The organism is Nonomuraea ferruginea, assembly GCF_039540635.1.
In the GTDB taxonomy this organism is placed as follows: domain Bacteria; phylum Actinomycetota; class Actinomycetes; order Streptosporangiales; family Streptosporangiaceae; genus Nonomuraea; species Nonomuraea ferruginea.
Map to the genome: position 1 here is coordinate 13,759 of NZ_BAABFD010000007.1, position 23,034 is coordinate 36,792.

The following is a 23,034-nucleotide window of genomic DNA, read 5'->3' on the forward strand; positions in this document are numbered from 1 at the left end:
CGCTCACCCGACCTTGACGAGCTTCTCGACGCGTACGGCGGCCGCCTTGAACTCGGCGGTGCCCGCGATGGGACAGGTGGCCTCGATGGTCAGCGAGTTGACGTCGACCTCGTCCGGGAAGTGGAACGTCATGAACACCAGCCCCGGCCGCAGGGCGGGGTCGATGTACACGGGCGCGACCACCGAGGCCCGGCGCGAGGTGATGCGCACCTCCTCGCCGGCCACGAGGCCGAGCCGCTCGGCGTCCTCCGGGCACATGTCGATCGTCTCCCCGCGCCGCAGCGGCGAGGCGAACCCCGAGGACTGCACACCCGTGTTGTACGAGTCGAGCCTGCGCCCGGTGGTGAGGCGGAGCGGATACTCCTCGTCCAGCAGGTCGACCGGCGGCGAGTGGCGCAGCACCGCGAACGCGGCGGGCATGCCGCGCTTGACCGGGTCGGTCTCCCACAGCCGCGCGTGCAGGTACGGCGGCTCCAGCGTGTCCTCGGAGAAGCACGGCCACTGGATGCCCTGGTGCTCGTCCAGCCGCCGGTAGGTCATCCCGTGGTGCACGGGGGAGACCGAGCGCAGCTCGTCCCAGACCTGCTCGGCGCCGTCGTAACTCCAGTCGTGGCCCAGCCTGCGGGCCAGCTGGCAGAGGATCTCGATGTCGTCGCGGGCCTCGCCCGGTGGATCGAGCGCCTTGCGCACCCGTTGCACCCGCCGCTCGCTGTTGGTGAACGTGCCGTCGGCCTCGCACCACGCGGCGCTGGCGGGCAGCACCACGTGGGCCATCTGGGCGGTCTTGGTGAGGAAGATGTCCTGCACCACGAGGTGGTCGAGCATGGACAGGCGCTTGATGCAGGCCAGCGAGTCGGCCTCGGACTGAACCGGATTCTCACCGATGAGATAGCAGGTGGTGACGTGGCCCTCGGCCATCGCCTCCAGCATCTCGGTGAGGTTGTGGCCGTACTTCGGCTGGATCGGCGCCCCCCACGCCCGCTCGAAGGTGGCCCGGATCTCCGGGTCCAGGATGTCCTGGAAGCCCGGCAGCCGGTTGGGGATGGCGCCCATGTCGCCGCCGCCCTGCACGTTGTTCTGGCCGCGCAGCGGCGACAGGCCGGAACCGTAGCGGCCGACGTGGCCGGTCAGCAGGCTGAGGTTGATCAGCGCGCGGACGTTGTCGGTGGCGTTGTGGTGCTCGGTGATGCCGAGCGTCCAGCAGAGCTGGGCGCGGTCGGCGCGGGCGTAGGCGTGCGCCAGCTCCCTGATCGCGTCCGCGGGCACGCCGGTGACCTGCTCGGCCACGCCGAGCGTCCACGGCTCGACCGACGCGCGGAACTCCTCGAAGCCGGTCGTGGCGCGCTCGATGAACGCCTCGTTGTGCAGCCCGGCGTGGATGATCTCGCGGGCTATGGCGTGGGCGAGCGGGATGTCGGTGCCCACGTTCAGGCCCAGCCACAGGTCCGCCCACTGCGCGGTGCCGGTGCGCCGTGGATCCACGGCGAACATCCGGGCGCCGTTGTGTATGCCCTTCAAGACGTGCTGGAAGAAGATCGGATGCGCGTTCCGGGCCGCCGAGCCCCACATCACGATCACGTCGGTGTCCTCGACCTCCTGGTATGAGGAGGTGCCGCCGCCACTGCCGAACACCGCGGAGAGCCCCGCCACGCTGGGCGCGTGACAGGTGCGGTTGCAGGAGTCCACGTTGTTGGTGCCGATGACCACGCGGGTGAACTTCTGCCCCACGTAGTTCATCTCGTTCGTCGAACGGGCGCACGACAGCATGGCGAAGCTGTCGGGGCCGTGCTCGGCGACGTTGCGGCGGAAACCCTCGGCGGCGCGGTCGAGCGCCTCTTCCCAGGTCGCCCTGCGCAGCACGCCGTCCTCGCGCACCAGTGGATGGGTCAGGCGGTCATAGCTCATGATCCCTCCATTCTGTATACAGACTACGGTATGTGTCCTCAGACCGCACGGACAAGGTTCTCGTTGAGCAGATCGCTCACCGCGTGGATGGCGCGCAACGTGGGCACGTCGGCCCCGGTGAGATCGGCCAGCTCGACCACCGCCGCGAGCAGCACGTCGAGCTCCAGCGGTTTGCCCTTCTCCAGGTCCTGGAGGGTGGAGGTCTTGTGCTCGCCGGCCTTCTCCGCTCCGCGCAGGCGGCGCTCGATCGAGATCCCGGGATCGCAGCCGACCCGCCTGGCCACGTCCACCGTCTCGGTCATCATCGATCTGACCAGCTCCCGCGCGCCGTCGTGGCGGCAGATCCCGGCCATCGTGGCCCGGGCCAGCGCGCTGATCGGGTTGAAGGCGATGTTGCCCATGAGCTTGATCCACACGTCCCGGCGCAGATCCGTCTCCACCGGGCACTTCAGCCCGCCCGCCACCATGGCCTCGCTGAACTCCGCGCAGCGCGCGGTCGGCTCGCCGCTCGGTTCCCCGATGGAGAAGCGGGTGCCCTCGTAGTGACGGATGACTCCGGGCCGCTCGATCTCGGTGGCCGCGTAGACGACACATCCGACAGCCCTGTGCAGGGGGAGCGCGGCGGTGACCGTGCCCCCCGGGTCGACGCTCTCGATGCGGTAGCCCTCGTAGGGGCCCTTGAGTCCGTGGAAGTACCACCACGGGATGCCGTTCTGCGCGGCGATGACGCTCGTGGCCTCGTGCAGCAGCGGCTTGATCATGGGGCCCGAGGCGGCGTAGTGGTTCGCCTTGAGGCCCAGGAAGACGTGGTCCACCGGGCCGACCTCGGACGGGTCGTCGGTGGCATGGGGGTGGGCGACGAAGTCGCCCCGGGGGCTGAGCACCATCACACCGGACTTGCGTATGGCCTCGAGGTGCGGCCCTCTCGCGATGAGGTGGACCTCGACTCCCGCCCTGTGGAGGGCGGCCCCCACATACGCGCCGATGGCGCCGGCGCCAAGAACAGCGACCTTCATGCTCTCGCTCCGTTCTCGCGTCGGATTTGCATTCGGTATACAGTATGGAAAAATTCGGGTCAAGGAGCACGTCGATGACCGTTGTTCGACATGAGGCCGCCGTGCGCGCGCTCTCGTGGCCGGCCGCCCGCGACCTCGCGGCCCGCTCCGCCCGTCCGCTGCCCCCGGCTGACCTGCCCCTCTCCTGGGCGCTCGGCTGCCGCCTCGCTGGGCCGCTGCGTGCCCTGGTGGCGGTGCCCGGCTCGGACGTGTCGGCGATGGACGGGTACGCGGTGGCGGGGGCGCCGCCCTGGCGCGTGGTGGGCCGGGTCCTCGCGGGAGGTCTCCCGTACGGGGACGCGCTGCGGCCTGGTGAGGCGGTGGAGATCGCCACGGGCGCCCCGGTGCCGCCGGGGTCCGAGTCGGTCCTCCCGTACGAGCGGGCGTCGGGCGGGACGTGGGTGGACGGGCGGATCGAGGCCGGGCGGCACATCCGGCGGCGGGGCGAGGACATCGCCGAGGGCGCCGTCGTGCTCGGGGCCGGGGCCGTCGTGACGCCTGTCGTCGCCGGGCTCGCCGCCGCGCTGGGTCACGACATCCTCACCGTACGGCCAGTGCCGTCCGTCGCGGTGCTGGTGACCGGCGACGAGGTGGTCGACCACGGCCTCCCGGGACCGGGCCGGGTCCGCGACGCCATCGGCCCGTTCCTCCCGGGACTGATCGCCTGGGCCGGAGGACGCCTCGCCTCCCACACCCGCCTCCCCGACGGCGCCACCCCCCTCCACACAGCCCTGTCATCCCTCGCCCCGCCACCCCACCCCAGACAGAACCCCCAAGAACACCTCAGCTCCTGCCCCGGCGAGAACCCCCCACCCCGAGAAGGTTCTTCTCCCGAACCCCGAGGCGAGGAGCCTTCGCGAGAGGGGTTCTCTCCCGGAGAGAACCCCCAGCTCCGAGAAGACCTCCGGTTCCGTTCCGGTGAGGAGTCCCCGCCACGGGAGGGTTTCCGTTCCCGCGAGGAGCTTCCTCTCCGCGGAGACCTGCCGCTTCTTCCCGAAGAGGGCCGTGAACCCCGAGAAGACGTTCGGTTCCGCTTTGGTGAGCAGCCTTCGCCTCGAAGGGGGTCTTCTCCCGAAGAAAGTTCCCAACCCCGAGGTGATGAGCCTTCGCGAGAGGGGTTCTCTCCCGGAGAGAACCCCCAGCTCCGAGAAGACCTCCGGTTCCGTTCCGGCGAGAAGTCCCCGCCCCCGGAGGGTTTCCCTCCCCGGGAGGGACTTCCGCCCCGCGAAGACCCGCCTCTTCCCGGTGAGGGCCGTCCACCCCGAGAGGACCTCCGGTTCCGTTCCGGTGAGGAGTCCCCGCCGCGGGAGGGACTTCCGTCCTGCGAAGACCTGCGGGTTCTTACTGATGAGGGTCGTGAAGCCCGAGAGGACCTCCAGGTCCGTTCCGGGGAGGGAGGTGGGGTGGAGGTGGTGGTGGTTTGTGGGGCGTCGTCGCGGGGGCCGGCTGATCATTTGCGGGGGGTGCTGGGGGAGTTGGGGGCGGAGGTGCTCGTGGACGGGGTGGCGGTGCGGCCGGGGCATCCGCAGCTGCTCGCCCGCCTGCCCGGGGGGACGCTCGTGGTGGGCCTGCCGGGGAACCCGTTCGCGGCGCTGGCCGCCGCCATGACGCTGCTCGTTCCCGTACTGCGGGGGATGCGGGGGGCAGGGGTGCGGCGGGAGAGCAGCGCGCTGGCGGGGCCGGTGCGGGCGCACGAGCGGGACACCCGGCTGGTTCCGGTGCTCAGGTCGGGCCGGGGCGCGATTCCCGTCGGGCACGACAGGCCGGGGTCGTTGTGGGGAGCGGCGCTGGCCGAGGCCCTGGCGGTGGTGCCGCCGGGGTGGTCGGGGGAGCAGGTCGAGCTGATCGAGTTGCCCACTGGGGGCTAGACAGCTCGGTGAGGAGAGGGTAACCATTGCCTTCATACGGTATGCAGTATGCGATAGACAGTCGCCGGAAAGGGTGCATGATGTCGGAAACGATCTCTGGCGGTCATCTGGTAGCCAAAGCGCTCAAGGCCGAGGGCGTGGAAGTGATCTACACGCTCTGCGGCGGCCACATCATCGACATCTACGACGGTTGTGTCGATGAGGGCATCGAGGTCATCGACGTACGACACGAGCAGGTGGCCGCGCACGCCGCCGACGGTTACGCCCGCATCACCGGCAAGCCCGGTTGCGCGGTCGTCACCGCGGGGCCGGGCACGACCGACGCGGTGACCGGCGTGGCCAACGCCTTCAGGGCCGAGAGCCCGATGTTGCTGATCGGCGGCCAGGGCGCGCTGAGCCAGCACAAGATGGGCTCGCTGCAGGACCTGCCCCACGTCGACATGATGGCCCCGATCACCAAGTTCGCGGCCACGGTGCCGACCACGGAACGGGTGGCCGACCTGGTGTCGATGGCCTTCCGCGAGTGCTATCACGGCGCGCCGGGGCCGTCGTTCCTGGAGATCCCGCGTGACGTGCTGGACGCCAAGGTGCCGCTCGACAAGGCCAGGATCCCGAAGAACTACCGGGCCTCCACCCGCCAGGCCGGCGACCCGGAGTCGATCGAGCGCCTGGCCGACATGCTGGCGCACGCGGAGAAGCCGGCGATCCTGCTCGGCAGCCAGGTGCAGACCTGCCGGGCCACCGACGCGGCCATCGACTTCGTGCGCGGCCTCGACGTCCCGGCCTACATGAACGGCTCGGCGCGCGGCACGCTGCCGCCGGGCGACCCGATGCACTTCCAGCTCAGCCGCCGCTACGCCTTCACCGAGGCCGACCTGATCATCATCGTCGGCACCCCGTTCGACTTCCGCATGGGCTACGGCAAGCGCTTGTCGCCCACCGCCAAGGTCGTCCAGATCGACCTCGACTACCGCACCGTCGGCAAGAACCGCGACATCGACCTCGGCATCGTCGGCGACCCCGGCCTCATCCTGTCGGCCGCGGCGCAGGCGGCCAGCGGGCGGGTGGAGAACGGCGCCGCCCGCCGCAAGGAGTGGATCGAGGAGCTGCGCGCGGTCGAGACGCGAGCGTACGAGAAGCGGCTGCCCCGCCAGCTCTCCGACGCCCAGCCCATCGACCCGTACCGGCTGGTCCACGAGATCAACGAGTTCCTCACCGAGGACACCATCTACATCGGCGACGGCGGCGACATCGTCACCTTCTCCGGCCAGGTCGTGCAGCCCAAGTCGCCCGGCCACTGGATGGACCCGGGCCCGCTCGGCACGCTCGGCGTCGGCATGGCGTTCGCGATGGCTGCGAAGAAGGCCCGCCCGGACAAGGAGGTGCTCTGCCTCTTCGGCGACGGCGCCTTCAGCCTCACCGGCTGGGACTTCGAGACCATGGTCCGCTTCGACCTGCCGTTCATCGGCGTGATCGGCAACAACTCGTCCATGAACCAGATCAGGTACGGCCAGGCCGCCAAGTACGGCGAGGACCGCGCCCGCGTCGGCAACACGCTGGGCGACGTCCGCTACGGCGAGTTCGCCAAGCTGCTCGGCGGCCACGGCGAGGAGGTCCGCGACCCGGCCGACATCCGCCCCGCGCTGGAGCGGGCCCGGGAGTCCGGCAAACCGTCGCTCATCAACGTCTGGGTCGATCCCGACGTGTACGCCCCGGGAACCATGAACCAGACCATGTACAAGTAGGCAGGTCCGAACATGAAGGCACTCGAAGGTGTCCGCGTCCTCGACATGACCCATGTCCAGTCGGGCCCGTCCGCCACCCAGTTGCTCGCCTGGCTGGGCGCCGACGTGGTCAAGCTGGAGTCCATCACCGGCGACATCACCCGGCAGCAGCTGCGTGACCTGCCCGGCGTCGACAGCCTCTACTTCACGATGCTGAACTGCAACAAGCGCAGCATCACGCTCAACATGAAGTCCGAGCGCGGCAAGGAGATCTTCACCGAGCTGGTGAAGCAGTCCGACGTCCTGGTGGAGAACTTCGGCCCCGGCGCCGTCGACCGGATGGGCTTCACCTGGGAGCGGCTCCAGGAGCTCAACCCGCGCCTGATCTACGCCTCCATCAAGGGCTTCGGCCCCGGCCGCTACCGCGCGTTCAAGGCGTACGAGGTGATCGCCCAGGCGATGGGCGGCTCGATGACCACCACCGGCTTCGAGGACGGCCCGCCGCTGGCCACCGGCGCGCAGATCGGCGACTCCGGCACCGGCATCCACGCCGTCGCCGGCATCCTGGCCGCGCTCTATCAGCGCCAGACCACGGACCGGGGCCAGCGGGTGCAGGTGGCCATGCAGCACGCGGTACTGAACCTCGCCCGGGTCAAGCTCCGCGACCAGCAGCGGCTGGCGCACGGCCCGCTGCGCGAGTACCCGAACAAGACCTTCGGCGACGAGGTGCCCCGCTCCGGCAACGCCAGCGGCGGCGGCCAGCCCGGCTGGGCGGTGCGCTGCGCGCCCGGCGGGCCGAACGACTACATCTACGTGATCGTCCAGCCGGTCGGCTGGAAGCCCATCTCGGAGATCATCGGCCGCGCCGAGCTGGCCGACGACCCCGAGTGGGCCACGCCCGAGGCGCGGCTGCCCAAGCTGGACAAGATGTTCCAGCTCATCGAGGAGTGGACGATCAGGCACGACAAGTGGACGGTCCTCGACAAGCTGAACGCGGCCAACGTGCCGTGCGGGCCGATCCTGTCCACCAAGGAGCTGATCGAGGACGAGTCGCTGCGCGAGGAGGGCATGGTCGTCGCGGTCGACCACCCGGAGCGGGGCGAGTTCCTCACCGTCGGCAGCCCGCTGCAGCTGTCCGACTCCCCGGTGGAGGTCAGGACGTCGCCCCTGCTCGGCGAGCACAACCAGGAGATCTACGGCGAGCTGGGCGTGAGCCCCGACGAGCTGGCCGAGCTCAAGACGAACGGAGTCATCTAGTGGAGCAAGGGGCGCGCGGCGCGGTCAGGGACGTGCTGGACAAGGCGCTGGCCGAGGGCCGCACGGCACTGACCGCCCCCGAGGGGCGCGGCATCTGCCAGGCGTACGGGATCGCCACCCCCGGGGAGGGCCTGGCCACCTCGGCGGGGCAGTCCGCCGAGCTGGCGGCCGAGATCGGCTTCCCGGTCGTCCTGAAGATCGTCTCACCGGACATCCTGCACAAGACCGACGCCGGCGGCGTGCTGGTCGGGGTGAAGACGGCCGAGGAGGTACGGGAGGGCTTCGACGAGATCCTGGCCAACGCGCGGGCGTACGACCCCGACGCCCGCATCGACGGCGTCCAGGTGCAGCAGCTCGTCGGCGGCGGCCACGAGGTCATCGTGGGCGCGGTCACCGACCCCACCTTCGGCAAGGTCGTCGCGTTCGGCCTCGGCGGTGTCCTGGTCGAGGTGCTCAAGGACGTCACCTTCCGGCTTGCCCCGGTTTCGGGTGATGAGGCGCTGGGGATGCTGGACGACATCAAAGCGGCTGAGGTGCTGCGTGGGGCACGCGGCGCGGAGCCGGCCGACCGCAAGGCGCTGGCGGAACTGATCGAACGCGTGAGCAGGCTCGTCACGGACTTCCCCGAGATCGCCGAGGTGGACCTCAACCCGGTCTTCGCCGACGCGCGCGGGGCGGTCGCCGCGGACGTGCGCATCATCATCGGCGAGCCGGCCAGGGAGCCCGACCGGCTGCCGAGGGAGGAGATCCTGCGGCAGATGACGCGGATCTTCAAGCCGCGCTCGGTGGCCGTGATCGGCGCCTCCGCCGAGGACGGCAAGATCGGCAACTCGGTCATGCGCAACCTCATCAACGGCGGCTACCAGGGCAGGATCTTCCCGATCAACCCCAAGGCCCCCGAGATCATGGGGCTGCCCGCGTACCAGAGCATCTCCGACGTGCCGCACGACGTGGACGTGGCCGTGTTCGCCATCCCCGCCAAGTTCGTCCCGGCCGCGCTGGAGGACGCCGGGCGCAAGGGAGTGGCCGGCGCGATCATGATCCCGTCGGGGTTCGCCGAGACCGGCAACGTCGAGGGCCAGCAGGAGATCGTGGAGATCGCCAGGCGGCACGGCGTGCGGATGCTCGGCCCCAACATCTACGGCTACTACTACACGCCGGAGAACCTCTGCGCGACGTTCTGCACCCCGTACGACGTCAAGGGCAGCGTGGCGCTGACCTCGCAGAGCGGCGGCATCGGGATGGCCATCCTGGGCTTCAGCCGGACCACCAAGATGGGCGTGTCGGCGATCGTCGGCGTCGGCAACAAGGCCGACGTGGACGAGGACGACCTGCTGACGTTCTTCGAGCAGGACGACAACACCAAGGCCGTCGCCATGCACCTGGAGGACCTCAAGGACGGCCGCGGCTTCGTCGACGCGGCCCGCCGGGTCGTCAAGGAGAAGCCGGTCATCGTGCTCAAGGCGGGGCGCACCGCCATGGGCGCGCGGGCCGCCGGCTCCCACACGGGGGCGCTGGCGGGCGACGACAAGGTGTACGACGACATCCTGCGGCAGGCCGGCGTGGTGCGCGCGCCCGGGCTCAACGACATGCTCGAGTACGCGCGGGCGCTGCCGATCCTGCCCGCGCCCAAGGGCGAGAACGTCGTCATCATCACCGGGGCGGGCGGTTCCGGGGTGCTCCTCTCGGACGCCTGCGTGGACGCCGGGCTGACGCTGATGGACATCCCGCCGGACCTGGACGAGGCGTTCCGCGCCTTCATCCCGCCGTTCGGCGCGGCCGGCAACCCGGTCGACATCACCGGCGGCGAGCCGCCGTCGACCTACCAGAACACGGTCCGGCTCGGCCTGGCCGACGACCGGATCCACGCGCTCGTGCTGGGCTACTGGCACACCATCGTGACCCCGCCGATGGTCTTCGCGGAGCTGATCGCCCGCGTCGTGGCGGAGGAGCGGGAGAAGGGCAACGTCAAGCCCGTCGTGGCTTCGCTTGCCGGAGACACCGAGGTCGAGGAGGCGTCGGAGTACCTGTTCGAGCACGGCGTGGTCGCGTACCCCTACACGACCGAGAAGCCGGTGGCGGTGCTGGGCGCCAAGTACCGCTGGGCAAGAGCGGCCGGGCTGCTGAGCTAAGAGCCGAGCTCATCACCTGGCGAGGGGGCGATCGGGGCAGCGCAGGAGAACAACCAACCCCCCAGGAGGTCCGTAGGTGGACACATCCAACACCCCGGCGACGTCTGCGCCGCCGGATGAGGACAAACGAGTATGGAAAGCGGGCCGGCTTGAGCCGATGCCCATCAGGAAACTCCCCGATGCGCCTCCCTCGGTGCACATCCTGGGGCCCACCGTCTTCCTCGTCGCCCTGGGCGTGGGGATGGGCGAGTCCTACATGTGGCCCAGGCTCGTGCTGCTGTTCGGGCCGGAGATCAGGTGGCTGTTCCTGATCGGCGTCACCCTGCAGGCCGTGGTGATGCTGGAGATGGCGCGGTACGCCATGGCCACGGGGGAGAGCATCTTCTCCGGCGCGGCCCGGGTGTTCAAGCCCATCATGTGGTTCTTCTTCATCGTCGCCGTCCTGGTCTACATCTGGCCGGGCCACCTGTCGGCCGGCGCGGCGGCGTTCGAGCAGATAACCGGGATCCCGTGGATGGTCACGGCCATAGCCGGGCTCATCCTGGTCGGGGTGATCTTCAGCCTGGCCAAGGTGATCTACAACGTCCTGGAGAACGTGCTGTCCTTGCTCATCGGCACGCTCGTGATCGGCACCTCCGTGGTCGCCGCGATGGTGGGCTCGTGGAACGACGTGGTCACCACCATCACCGGCATGTTCGCCTTCGGCTATCTTCCGGAGGAGGCCATGACAGCGGCGTGGTTCCCGGTCATCGTGGGCGCCTGCGCCTTCGCCGGACCGTCGGGCATGCAGCAGATGTGGTACACGCTGCACCTGCGCGACTCCGGAGCCGGCATGGGCGCGCACATCCCGAAGGTCCGCGGGCTGCGGCACGCGGGCGAGGAAGAGGCCATGCCCTCGCGGGGCTTCATGTTCGACACCGAGGACCCCGCGGAGATGGCCAAGTGGAAGGGCTGGCGGCGCTGGGTCACCTTCGACGCGCTGGCGCTCTTCTGGGGCATCACCATGCTGGTCACGATCTCCTTCACGGTGATCGCCCAGTCGGCGGCGCGGCTGAACCCCGAGGTGCAGACCGCGCTGCGGGGCGACGACCGGGACGTGGCGCTGAGCGCCATGTCCGAGGCCGTCTCCTCGGCGGGCAGCTCGGTGCTCGGCGGCGTCTTCCTTGGGTTCATCGCGCTGATCGGGCTCAACGCCACGCTGGGGCTCTTCGACTCGTTCTCGCGCGGCCAGGCCGACATGACCTACAACTTCGTGCCCGGCGCGAAGAAGCTGCGCATGTCGCACCTGTACGCGGGCTTCCTGTGGGGCGTGATCATCTTCGGCATCCTGATCCTGCTCTTCGGCCCGGCCGACGGGCCTGAGGGGATCCTGGACACGCTGGCGTTCCTGTCGACGTTCGCGATGGGCGCGTACTGCGTGACGCTGCTGCTGGTCAACAACCGCATGCTGCCCAAACCGATCAGGCCGAAGTGGTGGACCAACGTGATCATCGGCCTCGGCGCGGTGTTCTATCTGGGCATGCTGTTCTACAGCCTGTTCGCCTTCGGGGTGGTCGTGGGTTGATGATCGATCGGGACGACCTCGAACTCGCCCTGCCCGGGGCGACGATCGGAGCCGTCGCCGGTGCGCTGGCCGGCGGGCTGACCCTCCTCGCGGAGGTCCCCGCCGGCCTGGCCGCCCAGTCCGCGCTCGCACTGTCCGCGCCGCTCGCCTTCTTCGGCGGGCTGTACGGGGTGCTGCTCGGACGCGGCGTGTTCCGGCCCGGCACGTTCGGCCCCACCGGGCTCTACTGGATGGCCGCCTTCCCGCTGTCCCGGCTGCTCCAGGAGAGCGTCGCCGGGGCCGGGGCGAACGACGGCGTGCTCACCTTCCTGCTGTTCCAGGCGATGGTGAGTCTCGGCTTCGCGATCGGCTTCGTCTTCCTGCACGAACGGGTCATGCCGCCCTGGCTGATGCGCCGCCGCGCGGGCAACCCCCGCGCCGAGGCGCTGTTCGGCCTGTACGTCCGCCATGCCCAGGTCATGCAGACCAGGAAGGGAGCTCGTCGATGAACCTGCCCGCCTGGGTCTGGCTCGCCACGATCGGCGGTTTCGCGATCGTGCTCGCGCTGGACTTCTACCTCGTCGCCCGCAACCCCCGCGAGCCCTCCTTCCGGGAGTGCGTGGCCTGGGTGTCGTTCTACGTCGCCCTGGCCATCGCCTTCGGGTGCGGGCTGCTCTTCGTCTCGGGGGCGCAGCACGGCGGCGAGTTCTTCGCGGGATGGATCACCGAATACTCGCTCAGCGTCGACAACCTGTTCGTCTTCATTCTGATCATGAGCAGGTTCAGGGTGCCTCGGCAGTACCGGCAGAAGGTGCTGCTCATCGGGATCGTCCTGGCCCTGTTGATGCGCGGCGCCTTCATCGCCGCCGGCGCCGAGGCCGTGGCCAGGTTCGACTGGCTGTTCTACGTCTTCGGCGCCTTCCTGGTCTACACCGCCTGGAAACTGATCGGGCACGAGGAGGACGAGGCCGAGTTCAGCGAGAACGCCGCCCTGCGCGCGGTGCGCCGGGTGCTCCCGACCACGGACACCTACTACGGCGCCCGGCTCACCGTGCACCTGGGCCGCAGGATGGTGACGCCGATGCTGATCGTCATGGTCGCCATCGGCACCACCGACCTGCTGTTCGCGCTCGACTCGATCCCGGCCATCTTCGGGCTCACCAAGGAGCCCTACCTCGTGTTCACCGCCAACGCCTTCGCCCTCATGGGGCTGCGGCAGCTGTTCTTCCTGATCGGCGGCCTGCTCGACCGGCTGGTCTACCTGAGCAAGGGACTGTCGGTGGTGCTGGCCTTCATCGGAGTCAAACTCATCTTGGAGGCGATGCACCACGACGGCGTGTCGTGGGCGCCGGAGATCCCGATCCTGGTCTCTCTGGGCGTCATCCTCGGGACTCTCGCCGTGACCACGGTGCTGAGCCTGATGAAGTCGGCCCGCGACGCGAAGGCGGCAGGGGAGCCGCTGGAGGAGGACTCGGCGTCGTCCGATCCGGTGCGTTCGGACTCGGAGCGCTGAGGCGCGCCGCGCGCGGGGGGCGCCACCCCTGTGCGCGGCACCTCAGCCGTCAGCGCGCGCTCTTGTGCACGTGGCGCTGCTCGGCCCACCGGGTCAGGAACCGCTCCGCGTCGTCGGCGGAACGCTGCTTCCTGAGCGCGGTGGCCAGGCCGATCCCGATCGGCCGGCCGTCGGCGGGCTGACCGAGGGGATCTCCAAGGAGGAAGCGGGCAAGCTTCTTCATCTCTGTTCACCTCCTTTCGTCGCCTGGTTTCAGACAAAAATCGTCCCAAACCTCTGCTCGAAGTGCCGGGGGCGACTTCCGCGTCCCCATCCTCTGCCCGAGGTGTTACGGGATAGGCGTCCGGGTGTGAACGCCGGGTCAACCGGTGGCCGGCGTCCGCGGGCGGCGGCGCCGGACCGGCTTGGGTGCGGGCTCCACCGGCTCGCTCTCGCGCTGCTCCATGTAGGAGGCGCGGGTGTGCTCGGTGTGCTCGCGCATGATGTGGGCGGCCCTCTCCTGGTCGCCGCGCTCGATGGCGTCGATCAGGGCGGTGTGCTCCTCCCAGGAGGCCATGCCGCGCTGCCGGGCCACGGGCGTGTGGTACCACCGCACGCGGCGGGCGACCTGGCTGGCCAGCTCGGACAGCACCTTGTTGCCGGACAGCTCGGTGACCAGGGCGTGCAGCTCGGAGTTGGTGGCCACCGCGCCGTCCACGTCGTCGGACTGGACGGCCTCGATGCCGCGCCGGCACAGGGCGCGCAGCCGGGCCACCCCGTCCTCGCCGGCGTGCCGCGCGGCGAGCCTGGCGGACTCGGTCTCCAGCAGCGCGCGGACTGCGAGCAGCTGGTCGGCCTCCTCCATCGTGGGGATGTGGACGAACGCGCCCTGACCGGGGTGCAGGTCGACCCAGCCCTCGCCGCTGAGCTGCTGCAGCGCCTCGCGGACGGGCTGCCGCGACACGCCGAGCAGCTCGGCCAGCTCGCTCTCGACCAGGTGCTGGCCGGGCTTGAGCTGGCCGGAGACGATGAGCTCCTGGATGGCCTCGATCACGCTCTCCCGGAGCGTGGCTGGGCGGGGGATCTTGGGGGCCGCCGCCCGACCGGCCTGATCCGACAGCAACATGATTCTGACTCCAGGGGCTGACGAAATGGTTTTGGTCGACTGCCTACAGCATACCGCCCCGTACCTTCGGCTGATCGTGAGTCTCATCACAGAGACCGAGGTCACAGGGGCATCATGACGGGGAGGCCCGTCATAGGGGGGATCGTGACGGGCCGGCCCGTCACAACGGGATCGTGGCGGGCAGGCCGGGGGTGCGCAGCCGCGTCGACGCCAGCGCGGGCAGCGCGGCGAGCCCCGCGGCGAGCAGGAGCGCCGTCGCGGGCGCGGTGAGCGCGTACGCGGCCATGGCCACACCGAGCACTCCTGCCACGGCCTTGGCGCTGTAAACAACCGCGTGGATCTCGCAGGTCTGCCGTTCGCCGAAGAACTCCCTGACCAGGCTCGCGACCAGCGGGTAGAACGCCCCGCCGCCCAGCCCGGCGGCGATCGCGCCGAGCCAGAGCAGCGGGCTCCCGGCCGCGACCCCCAGCACGGCCCCGGCGTCCAGCGCGGCCCCGGTCCCTGGCGCGGCCCCCGCGTCCAGCGCGGCCGCGTTCGCGGCTTCCGGGGGCAGGCCCGCCACGCCGCCGGCCGGTCTGGCGGTGGGGTTCATGGCGCCTGCCAGGAGGACCTGGCCCACCGCGAGGAGTCCGAGCACCGAGGCCAGCACCAGGCGGCGGCCGAAGAACTCCGACAGCCGCATCGCGACCGCCCGCCCGCCGCCGTTGAGCGCCACCATGAGGGCCAGCGCGCCCCACGCTCCGGTGCTCGCCACGACCACCACGTCGAACACCGACACCGCGCCCGCGCAGGCCAGGATCACCGCCAGGGCCGGCAGCGCCCGGGTGCGCAGCGCCTGGGCCAGCCCGAACTGCCGCACCGCGCCGGGCGTCCTGCGCAGCCGCGCCGCCTCCAGCGCGTGCGCGCGGGGCTCCACCGTCTCCGGCCACCAGCCCTCGGGGGCCAGCCGCAGGGACCTGGCCGCCGTCCCGATCGCCGCCGCGGCCAGCAGCGCCGCCACCGCGAACACGGCCGGCGTCATGGCGGGCGCGAGCCCGGCCCACACCAGGAGCGGCGCGGACCCGTACCCGAAGGCGCCCGTCACCATGCTCACCCGGGCGGCGGGACGGTCGGGATACCAGGAGGAGACCACTTCGCCGCAGACCCCGTACACGGCTCCGGCGCCGAGTCCGCCGAGCACGGCGTATCCGAGCAGGGCGAGGGGGAACGCCGCCGTTCCGGTTCCGGCGCCCACGACGGCGGCCGTCAGTAAGCCGAGCGTCGTCAGGGCGGCGCCGGCGGCCAGCGCGGCGCGGACCGGCAGGCGGCCGCGGCGGACCAGTCGCAGGGTGGGCAGCGCGCCCACGGCCTGGAAGACGATGCAGGCGGCCAGCAGGATCAGCCCGTTCGCGTCCGTGGCCAGCAGGGCCGCGAAGCCGTACTGCAGGGGACCGATCGCGGCCATGGCGGCCAGCGCGAGACGGAACATCCGGGTGCGGTCGGCGGGCACCGGTCCCACGAGGTAGGAGCGCCCGCGCCAGTCTCTGACAGTTGTTGCATTCTCCATACCGTATGGAATATCCGGTACACCGAGCCCTGTCGAGGGTCTGGACGAGGGATATTCCATACGGTATACCGTCTACAAAGGAGGCTCGAATGGACCTGTACGAGTATCAGGCGAAGGAGCTCTTCGGGCGCCACGGGATACCGATCCCCGCGGGCAGGGTCGCGGCCACCCCCCAGGAGGCCCGCGCGATCGCCGCCGAGCTGGGCGCGCCCGTCGTCATCAAGGCCCAGGTGAAGACCGGCGGACGCGGCAAGGCGGGCGGCATCAGGACCGCCCCCGGCCCGGCCGCCGCCGAGGACGAGGCCGGCCACGTGATCGGCATGGACATCAAGGGGCACACCGCGCACCGCGTGCTCGTCGAGACCGCCACCGTGCCCTTCGAGGAGTACTACGCGGCCTTCCTCGTGGACCGGGCCGAGGGCGGGTTCCTCGCCATGGTGTCCGCCCAGGGCGGCATGGAGATCGAGGAGCTGGCGGCCACCGACCCCGACGCCATCGTGCGCGTCCAGATCGACCCTGAGACCGGTGTGGACGCGGAGACGGCCCGGCAGCTCGCGGCCAAGGCAGGGCTGCCGGAGGCCGCCGCGCAGGTGCTGGAGCGGCTGTGGCGGGTGATGGTGGCCGAGGACGCCGTCCTGGTCGAGGTGAACCCGCTGATCTGCACCGCAGACCAGCGGATCGTGGCCCTCGACGGCAAGGTGACGCTCGACGGCAACGCCGCCTACCGCCACTCCTGGGAGTACGCGGAGCCCGCGGACAGCCTGGAGGACAGGGCCAGGGCCAAAGGGCTCAACTACGTGAAGCTCGACGGGCGGGTCGGCGTCATCGGCAACGGCGCCGGCCTGGTGATGAGCACGCTGGACGTGGTGGCGGGCGCGGGCGCGGCCCCGGCCAACTTCCTCGACATCGGCGGCGGCGCCTCGGCCCAGGTGATGGCCGACGGGTTGGAGATCATCCTGGCCGACCCGGACGTGCGCTCGGTGCTGGTGAACGTCTTCGGCGGCATCACCGCCTGCGACGCGGTGGCCAACGGCATCGTGACGGCTCTGGAACTGCTCGGCGAGCGCGGCCTCGGCCGGCCGATCGTCGTACGGCTGGACGGCAACAACGCGGAGGCCGGGCGGCGCATCCTGAGCGAGGCCAGGCACCCGGCGGTCCGGCAGGTCCCCACCATGGACGGCGCCGCCGAGACGGCGGCCAGACTCGCGGCAGGTGCGTGATGGCGATCTTCCTGACCAAGGACAGCCGGGTGCTCGTGCAGGGCATGACCGGCGCGGAGGGCACCCGGCACACGGCCCGCATGCTGGCCGCCGGCACCGACGTGGTGGCCGGGGTGACGCCCGGCAAGGGCGGCCGCACGGTCGACTTCGGCGAGCGCACGGTGCCGGTGTTCGGCTCGGTGGCCGAGGCCGCGGCGGAGACCGGCGCGGAGGTGTCGGTGGTGTTCGTGCCGCCGCGCTTCACCTTCGGCGCCGTCGAGGAGGCCGTCGCCGCGCGGGTGCCGCTCTGCGTGGTCATCACCGAGGGCGTGCCGGTGCACGACACGGTACGGTTCCGCGCCCTGGCGGCCCGCGCCGGCACCCGGATCATCGGCCCGAACTGCCCCGGCCTGATCAGCCCCGGCCAGTCGTCGGCCGGGATCATCCCCGCCGACATCACCTCCGCCGGGCGGATCGGCCTGGTGTCCAAGTCCGGCACGCTCACGTACCAGCTCATGTACGAGCTGCGCGACCTCGGCTTCTCCACCGCGGTCGGGATCGGCGGCGACCCGGTGGTGGGCACCACGCACATCGACTGCCTGGCGGCCTTCCAGGAGGACCCCGGCACCGACGCGATCGTGATGATCGGCGAGATCGGCGGCGACGCCGAGGAGCGGGCCGCCGCCTACATCGCCGGGCACGTCACCAAGCCGGTCGTGGCCTACGTCGCCGGGTTCACCGCGCCGGAAGGCAAGACCATGGGGCACGCGGGCGCGATCGTGTCCGGCTCGTCCGGCACCGCCCAGGCCAAGAAGGAGGCCCTGGAGGCGGTCGGCGTCCGGGTCGGCCGCACCCCGTCCGAGACGGCGCGGCTGCTGCGCTCGGCGCTCGGGAGGCTCTCGCCATGAGGTTCGACGTCAACCTGTCCATCCTGTTCACCGACCTGCCGCTGCTGGAGCGGCCCGCCGCCGCGGCCAAGGCCGGGTTCGACGCGGTGGAGCTGTGGTGGCCGTTCGGCACGGCCGAGCCGTCCCGCGCCGAGCTGGACGCGCTCCGCGCGGCCATCGAGGACGCCGGCGTGCGCCTGGTGGGGCTCAACTTCGACGCCGGGGACATGGCGGCGGGCGAGCGCGGCCTGCTCGCCCGGCCGGACGACTCCGCGCGCTTCCTGGCCAACGTCGGCGTCGCCGCCGACTTCGCCGCCGAGCTGGGCTGCGGCACGCTCAACGCGCTGTACGGCAACGACCCGGGCACCGACCGGGCGCTGGCCGTGGCGAACCTGCGGGCGGCTGCCGACGCGGCGGCGGACGCCGGCGCCACCGTGGTCGTCGAGGCGCTCAACTCCCGGGAGAACCCGCACTACCCGATCACCTCGTCGGCCGCCGCCTTCGACCTGATCGACGAGGTGGGCCGGGACAACGTGGCCTTCCTGGCCGACCTGTACCACCTGCACGTGATGGGGGAGGACGTGCTCGCGCTCATCGACGCGCACGCCGCCCGGTTCGGTCACGTGCAGATCGCCGACGACCCCGGCCGCGGGCAACCCGGCAGCGGGCGCATGCCGTACCCGGAGATCTTCGCCCGGCTGGCGGCGGCGGGCTACCGGGGGCACGTCGGGCTGGAGTACCGGCACGAGGGGCCGGGCGCGTTCGCTTGGAGGCGGCAGTGACCATAGCTTTCATCGGCCTCGGGATCATGGGCAGCCCGATGGCCGCCAACCTCGTCAAGGCCGGGTACGACGTCGTCGGCTACGACGTCAGCGCCGAACGGGTCGCCGAGCTGGAGGCCCGCGGCGGCAAGGGCGCGGCCGGGGTGGCCGAGGCGGTCGCCGACGCGGACGTGGTGATCACCATGCTGCCCGACTCGCCGCAGGTCGAGGAGGTCGCGCCGGTCGTCGTCGCGCACGGCGCGTCCGGCCTGATCTACCTGGACATGAGCACGATCAGGCCGGACACCTCCCGGTGGGTCGCCCGCGAGGCCGCCGCCAAGGGCGTCCGCGCCCTGGACGCGCCGGTGAGCGGCGGCGAGCGCGGCGCCGTCGACGGCACCCTGTCGATCATGGTGGGTGGCGACCCCGAGGACTTCGCGGCGGCCCGGCCGGTGCTCGGCGCGCTCGGCACCACGATCGTGCACGTCGGCCCGCCCGGCGCGGGCCAGACGGTCAAGGCCGCCAACCAGCTCGTGGTGGGCGGGATCTACGGCCTGGTGGCGGAGGCCATCGTGCTCCTGGAGGCGTCGGGGGTGGACCCGGTGGCCGGTCTGGACGTGCTCGCGGGCGGTCTGGCCGGCTCCCGGATCCTCGACATCAAGCGGCACACCATGATCAAACGGGAGTTCGCCCCGGGCTTCCGCATCGACCTGCACCACAAGGACATGGGCATCGCCGTGGCCGCCGCCCGCGAGGCCGGCGTCGCGCTGCCGCTCACCGCGCAGGTGGCCCAGCTCGTCGCGGCCGCCCGCGCCCAGGGCCACGGCTCGCTCGACCACTCCGCCCTGCTCAAGGTCGTCGAAAGGTTCAACGGATGAACGCCGTCCCGTGCATGGAGGCCGTGGTCAAGGTGCTGGAGTCGGAGGGCGTGGACACCGTCTTCGGCATCCCGGGCGCCGCCATCCTGCCGCTGTACGCGGCGCTCCAGCACAGCTCGATCCGGCACATCACGGTCCGCCACGAGGAGGGCGGCACGCACGCCGCCGACGGCTGGGCCCGCGTGACCGGGAACGTGGGCGTGTGCATCGGCACCTCCGGCCCCGCCGGCACCAACATGATCACCGGGCTCTACACGGCGATGGCCGACTCGATCCCGATGATCTGCGTCACCGGTCAGGCGGTCAGCTCGAAGCTGCACCAGGAGGCGTTCCAGGCGGTCGACATCGTGGAGATCGCCAAACCGGTCACCAAGTGGGCGGTGCAGCTCAAGGAGCCCGCGCAGGCGCCGTGGCTGTTCCGCGAGGCGTTCCGGATCGCCCGCTCGGGCCGGCCGGGGCCGGTGCTCGTCGACCTGCCGCTGGACGTGCAGCGCGGGACCTGCCGGTACGATCCCGCGGTCGACGCGCCGCTGCCCGTCGAGGAGCCCAGGCCGCTGCCCCAGGCGGTGCGCAGGGCGGTGGACCTGCTGGCCGCCGCCAAACGGCCGCTGATCCTGGCCGGCGGCGGCGTGATCATCGCCGACGCGCACGAGGAGCTGCGCCGCCTGGCCGAGCACCTTCAGGTGCCGGTGCAGGTGACGCTCATGGGCAAGGGCGCCTTCCCGGAGGACCACCCGCTGTTCGCCGGGATGGCCGGCATCCAGACCCAGACCCGGTGGGGCAACGCCGCCTTCCTCGACAGCGACCTCGTGCTGGCCGTCGGCGCCAGGTTCGGCGACCGGCACACCGGCGACCTCGACGTCTACCGGGGGAACCGGCGGTTCATCCACGTCGACATCGAGCCCATGCAGCTCGGCCGGGTCTTCGAGCCCGACCTCGGGATCGTCGGGCACGCCCGGCCGGTGCTGGCCGGGCTGCTGGACGAGGCGCGCTCCCGGCACCCCGCCCCGCGCCGGCCGGGCAAGTGGGTGCGCCGGGTCGGCGAGCTGCGCGCCACCCTGGTCCGCAGGGACGACTTCGAGGACGTGCCGATCAAGCCGCCGAGGGTGTTCCGCGAGATCAACGAGCACTTCGGCAGGGACACCACGTTCGTCACCGCCATCGGGCTCTACCAGATCTGGTCCGGCCAGTTCCAGACGACCTACCTGCCGCGCCGCTACCTCGTGTGCGGGCAGGCCGGGCCGCTCGGGTGGGAGGTGCCGGCCGCGATCGGGGTGAAGACCGCGCACCCGGAGCGCGACGTCGTGGTGGTCGTCGGCGACTACTCCTTCCAGTTCCTCATGGAGGAGGTCGCGGTCGCCGCCCAGTACAACATCCCGTTCGTGATCGTCATGATCAACAACGAGTATCTGGGTCTCATCAGGCAGGCCGAGATCCCGTACGGCATGAACTTCGCGGTGGACCTGCACTACGGGGAGGGCGGCATCGACCATGTCAAGGCCATGGAGTCCTTCGGCTGCCCGGCACGCCGGGTGGAACTGCCCGGCGACATCCGCGACGCGCTGGCATGGGCGTCCGGCGAGGCGGCCCGCCGGCGGCTTCCGGTGCTGGTGGAGGTGATGGTGGAGCGCGAGGCCAACGCCGCCATGGGTCCTTCGCTGGACGCCGTCAAAGAGTTCGAGCCGCTGCCCGAACTCGTCGCCGTCGACTGGTCAGACTGAGAGGAAGGCTCATGCAGGTCAAACCGGGCACGTCCTGGCAGGACGCGTACGACAGGTGCTGCGAGGGGGCGCCGGAGGCGTTCCACCACGACAGGGTGCTCAACCACTGGGGCGGGTTCTGGCAGCGGGACGGGCGGCCCGCGCCGGTGTTCTCGCCGGTGGACGGCACCGCCATCGCCGGGCCGCCCCGGCTCGACCGGGCCGGCGCCGCGCGCGCCGTGGCGGGCGCGGTGGAGGAGCACCGGCGGTGGCGGCACGTGCCGCTGGAGGAGCGCAAGGCGCGGGTGTCGGCGGCCGTGGAGTCCATGGCCGCGCACCGCGACCTGCTCGCGCTGCTGCTGGTGTGGGAGATCGGCAAGCCGTGGAAGACGGCCCGCGCCGACGTCGACCGCTGCCTCGACGGGGTGCGCTGGTACGTGGAGGAGATCGACCGGATGGCGGCGGGGCGCGCCCCGCTGCCCGGCCCCGTCAGCAACATCGCGAGCTGGAACTACCCGATGAGCGTGCTCATGCACGCCATGCTCGTGCAGGCGCTGGCCGGCAACGCGGTCATCGCCAAGACGCCGACCGACGGCGGGCTGTGCTGCCTCACCCTGGCGTGCGCGCTCGCGGTCCGGGAAGGGCTGCCGTTCACGCTGGTCAGCGGGAGCGGGGCGGAGCTGTCACCGGTGCTGGTGGCGGGCAGGTCGCTGGGCTGCGTGTCGTTCGTGGGCGGCAGGGACGCCGGCGGGAACGTCGCGGGCTCGCTGTCCGACCTGGACCGGCGGCACGTGCTGGAGCAGGAGGGGCTCAACTGCTGGGGCGTGTGGGAGTACTCCGGCTGGGAGCTGCTCAGCCGGCAGATCCGGGCCTCCTTCGACTACGGGAAGCAGCGGTGCACCGCCTACCCGCGGTTCGTGGTGCAGCGGTCGCTGTTCCACGAGTTCCTCGGGGCCTACCTGGAGGCGGTGGGGTCGCTGCGGTTCGGGCATCCGCTCGCCGTCGCCCATCCCGGCGATCCGCTGCCGGAGCTGGACTTCGGGCCGCTGATCAACGCCTCGAAGGCCAAGGAGCTGGCCGACCAGGTGGACGAGGCGGTGGCGCGGGGGGCGGTGCCGCTGCACCGGGCGTCCGTGGAGTCCGGAAATTTCCTGCCCGGTCAGGATATTTCGGCTTATTTTGCGCCGGTGGCCCTGCTCGACCCGCCCCGCTCGTCCCCGCTCCACCACGCCGAGCCGTTCGGCCCCGTCGACAGCTTCGTGCTCGTCGACACCGAGGCGGAGCTGCTGGCCGCGATGAACGCCAGCAACGGCGCGCTGGTCGCCACGCTCTCCTGCGACGAGGAGGACACGTACCGCAGGCTCGCCCCGGACGTGCGGGCGTTCAAGGTCGGCCACAACCGGCCACGCTCGCGGGGTGACCGCGAGGAGCTGTTCGGCGGGCTCGGCGCCTCCTGGCGCGGCGCGTTCGTCGGCGGCGAGCTGCTCGTCAGGGCCGCCACCCAGGGCCCCGACGGAGAGCGCCTGCCGGGCAACTTCCCCGGTTACACGCTCATCCCCTAGAGGAGCCCGAACCGGGTCGCCACCAGCAGCACCAGGAACGTCAGCATCGCCACCCGCAACAGCTTGCCGCCCACCCCGAGCGACGGCCACGACAGATAGGCCAGCCAGCCGACGAACACCACGACCGGCAGCGCGGCCAGCCCGCCCAGCCAGCTCTGCACCGCGAACCCGGCCAGCAGCAGCACCACCATCACGGCGGGCGTCACCCAGCGCGGCACCTGCGTGAACAGGAACGCCATCGGCGCCGCGCTGCGCCGCTCCACGGCCTTGCGCATCCCCGTCGCCCCGGGCGTGAAGAACTGCTCGCCCGGCGGCAGCGGCCGCTTGGGCTTGCCCTGGTGATCCTTGCGGGGCTGCGCCAGCGGATGCCTGAGGCGGTCGTCGTCAGTGGCCACGGCC

The 23,034-nt window shown here is 71.3% G+C and carries 19 protein-coding genes and 2 pseudogenes; 14 read left to right on the forward strand and 7 right to left on the reverse strand.

The features are described 5' to 3' along the window. Positions 1–3: 3 nt before the first annotated feature. Positions 4–1,905, reverse strand: coding sequence for a molybdopterin oxidoreductase family protein (locus ABD999_RS14895; protein ID WP_271274740.1), 1,902 nt, complete (start codon positions 1,903–1,905; stop codon positions 4–6). Between the two features lie 38 nt (positions 1,906–1,943). Continuing rightward, entirely contained in the window at positions 1,944–2,921 is a 978-nt protein-coding gene (locus ABD999_RS14900) for a 2-dehydropantoate 2-reductase (protein ID WP_148033370.1), read from the reverse strand. Positions 2,922–2,995: 74 nt separating this feature from the next. Between ABD999_RS14900 and ABD999_RS14905 the strand changes: the two are divergent. Next, a pseudogene (locus ABD999_RS14905) lies at positions 2,996–3,430 on the forward strand (molybdopterin molybdenumtransferase MoeA); the annotation flags it as partial. 264 nt (positions 3,431–3,694) lie between these two features. On the opposite strand, the gene ABD999_RS14910 reads toward ABD999_RS14905, so the two are convergent. Next, positions 3,695–4,414: a hypothetical protein gene (locus tag ABD999_RS14910; protein ID WP_271274763.1), complete on the reverse strand. Its 720-nt coding sequence runs from the start codon at positions 4,412–4,414 to the stop codon at positions 3,695–3,697. On the opposite strand from ABD999_RS14910, the pseudogene ABD999_RS14915 reads away from it, so the two are divergent. The 7 genes and pseudogenes from ABD999_RS14915 to ABD999_RS14945 all read left to right on the forward strand — a co-directional run. Next, positions 4,340–4,828: pseudogene (locus ABD999_RS14915) on the forward strand (molybdopterin-binding protein); the annotation flags it as partial. The gene ABD999_RS14910 and the pseudogene ABD999_RS14915 sit on opposite strands and share 75 nt — an antisense overlap. A gap of 77 nt (positions 4,829–4,905) precedes the next feature. Further along, positions 4,906–6,573 (forward strand): thiamine pyrophosphate-binding protein, encoded by a 1,668-nt coding sequence (locus tag ABD999_RS14920; protein ID WP_271274741.1) that lies wholly within the window; start codon positions 4,906–4,908, stop codon positions 6,571–6,573. A 12-nt stretch (positions 6,574–6,585) separates the two neighbouring features. Beyond that, complete coding sequence (frc, locus tag ABD999_RS14925; RefSeq protein WP_271274742.1) at positions 6,586–7,809, forward strand: formyl-CoA transferase; 1,224 nt, start codon at positions 6,586–6,588, stop codon at positions 7,807–7,809. Beyond that, a complete protein-coding gene (locus ABD999_RS14930) occupies positions 7,809–9,941 on the forward strand; it encodes an acetate--CoA ligase family protein (protein WP_271274743.1) in 2,133 nt (710 codons plus the stop codon). Before frc ends, ABD999_RS14930 begins: the two co-directional genes overlap by 1 nt. A gap of 157 nt (positions 9,942–10,098) precedes the next feature. Further along, the gene (locus ABD999_RS14935) at positions 10,099–11,505 is read left to right on the forward strand and encodes an Nramp family divalent metal transporter (RefSeq protein WP_148033366.1); all 1,407 of its coding nucleotides are present in this window, start codon (positions 10,099–10,101) and stop codon (positions 11,503–11,505) included. After that, entirely contained in the window at positions 11,505–11,993 is a 489-nt protein-coding gene (locus tag ABD999_RS14940) for a hypothetical protein (RefSeq protein ID WP_148033365.1), read from the forward strand. Before ABD999_RS14935 ends, ABD999_RS14940 begins: the two co-directional genes overlap by 1 nt. Then, complete coding sequence (locus tag ABD999_RS14945; RefSeq protein ID WP_148033364.1) at positions 11,990–12,997, forward strand: TerC family protein; 1,008 nt, start codon at positions 11,990–11,992, stop codon at positions 12,995–12,997. The genes ABD999_RS14940 and ABD999_RS14945 overlap by 4 nt, the downstream gene beginning before the upstream one ends. 49 nt (positions 12,998–13,046) lie before the next feature. On the opposite strand, the gene ABD999_RS14950 is transcribed toward ABD999_RS14945, so the two are convergent. The 3 genes from ABD999_RS14950 to ABD999_RS14960 form a co-directional block, all read right to left on the reverse strand. After that, positions 13,047–13,220, reverse strand: a complete 174-nt coding sequence (locus tag ABD999_RS14950; RefSeq protein WP_187281307.1) for a hypothetical protein — start codon at positions 13,218–13,220, stop codon at positions 13,047–13,049. 138 nt (positions 13,221–13,358) lie between these two features. Continuing rightward, positions 13,359–14,102, reverse strand: a complete 744-nt coding sequence (locus ABD999_RS14955) for a GntR family transcriptional regulator (protein WP_219549729.1) — start codon at positions 14,100–14,102, stop codon at positions 13,359–13,361. 160 nt (positions 14,103–14,262) lie between these two features. Then, entirely contained in the window at positions 14,263–15,648 is a 1,386-nt protein-coding gene (locus tag ABD999_RS14960) for an MFS transporter (RefSeq protein ID WP_271274744.1), read from the reverse strand. Positions 15,649–15,737: 89 nt separating this feature from the next. On the opposite strand from ABD999_RS14960, the gene sucC reads away from it, so the two are divergent. The 6 genes from sucC to ABD999_RS14990 are packed head-to-tail and all read left to right on the forward strand — an operon-like array spanning position 15,738 to position 22,635. Continuing rightward, the gene (gene sucC / locus ABD999_RS14965; RefSeq protein WP_271274745.1) at positions 15,738–16,868 is read left to right on the forward strand and encodes an ADP-forming succinate--CoA ligase subunit beta; all 1,131 of its coding nucleotides are present in this window, start codon (positions 15,738–15,740) and stop codon (positions 16,866–16,868) included. Next, a complete protein-coding gene (sucD, locus tag ABD999_RS14970) occupies positions 16,868–17,755 on the forward strand; it encodes a succinate--CoA ligase subunit alpha (protein WP_219549733.1) in 888 nt (295 codons plus the stop codon). Before sucC ends, sucD begins: the two co-directional genes overlap by 1 nt. Continuing rightward, a complete protein-coding gene (locus ABD999_RS14975) occupies positions 17,752–18,516 on the forward strand; it encodes a hydroxypyruvate isomerase family protein (protein ID WP_271274746.1) in 765 nt (254 codons plus the stop codon). Before sucD ends, ABD999_RS14975 begins: the two co-directional genes overlap by 4 nt. Next, entirely contained in the window at positions 18,513–19,373 is an 861-nt protein-coding gene (locus ABD999_RS14980; RefSeq protein ID WP_271274747.1) for a 2-hydroxy-3-oxopropionate reductase, read from the forward strand. Before ABD999_RS14975 ends, ABD999_RS14980 begins: the two co-directional genes overlap by 4 nt. Further along, on the forward strand, positions 19,370–21,094 hold the full coding sequence (gene gcl, locus ABD999_RS14985) for a glyoxylate carboligase (protein ID WP_148033357.1): 1,725 nt from the start codon (positions 19,370–19,372) through the stop codon (positions 21,092–21,094). Before ABD999_RS14980 ends, gcl begins: the two co-directional genes overlap by 4 nt. An 11-nt stretch (positions 21,095–21,105) precedes the next feature. Next, positions 21,106–22,635: an aldehyde dehydrogenase family protein gene (locus tag ABD999_RS14990; protein ID WP_271274748.1), complete on the forward strand. Its 1,530-nt coding sequence runs from the start codon at positions 21,106–21,108 to the stop codon at positions 22,633–22,635. Here ABD999_RS14990 and ABD999_RS14995 read toward each other — a convergent pair. Beyond that, positions 22,632–23,030, reverse strand: a complete 399-nt coding sequence (locus tag ABD999_RS14995) for a DUF6703 family protein (protein ID WP_271274749.1) — start codon at positions 23,028–23,030, stop codon at positions 22,632–22,634. The two genes, ABD999_RS14990 and ABD999_RS14995, sit on opposite strands and share 4 nt — an antisense overlap. Positions 23,031–23,034 lie beyond the last annotated feature (4 nt).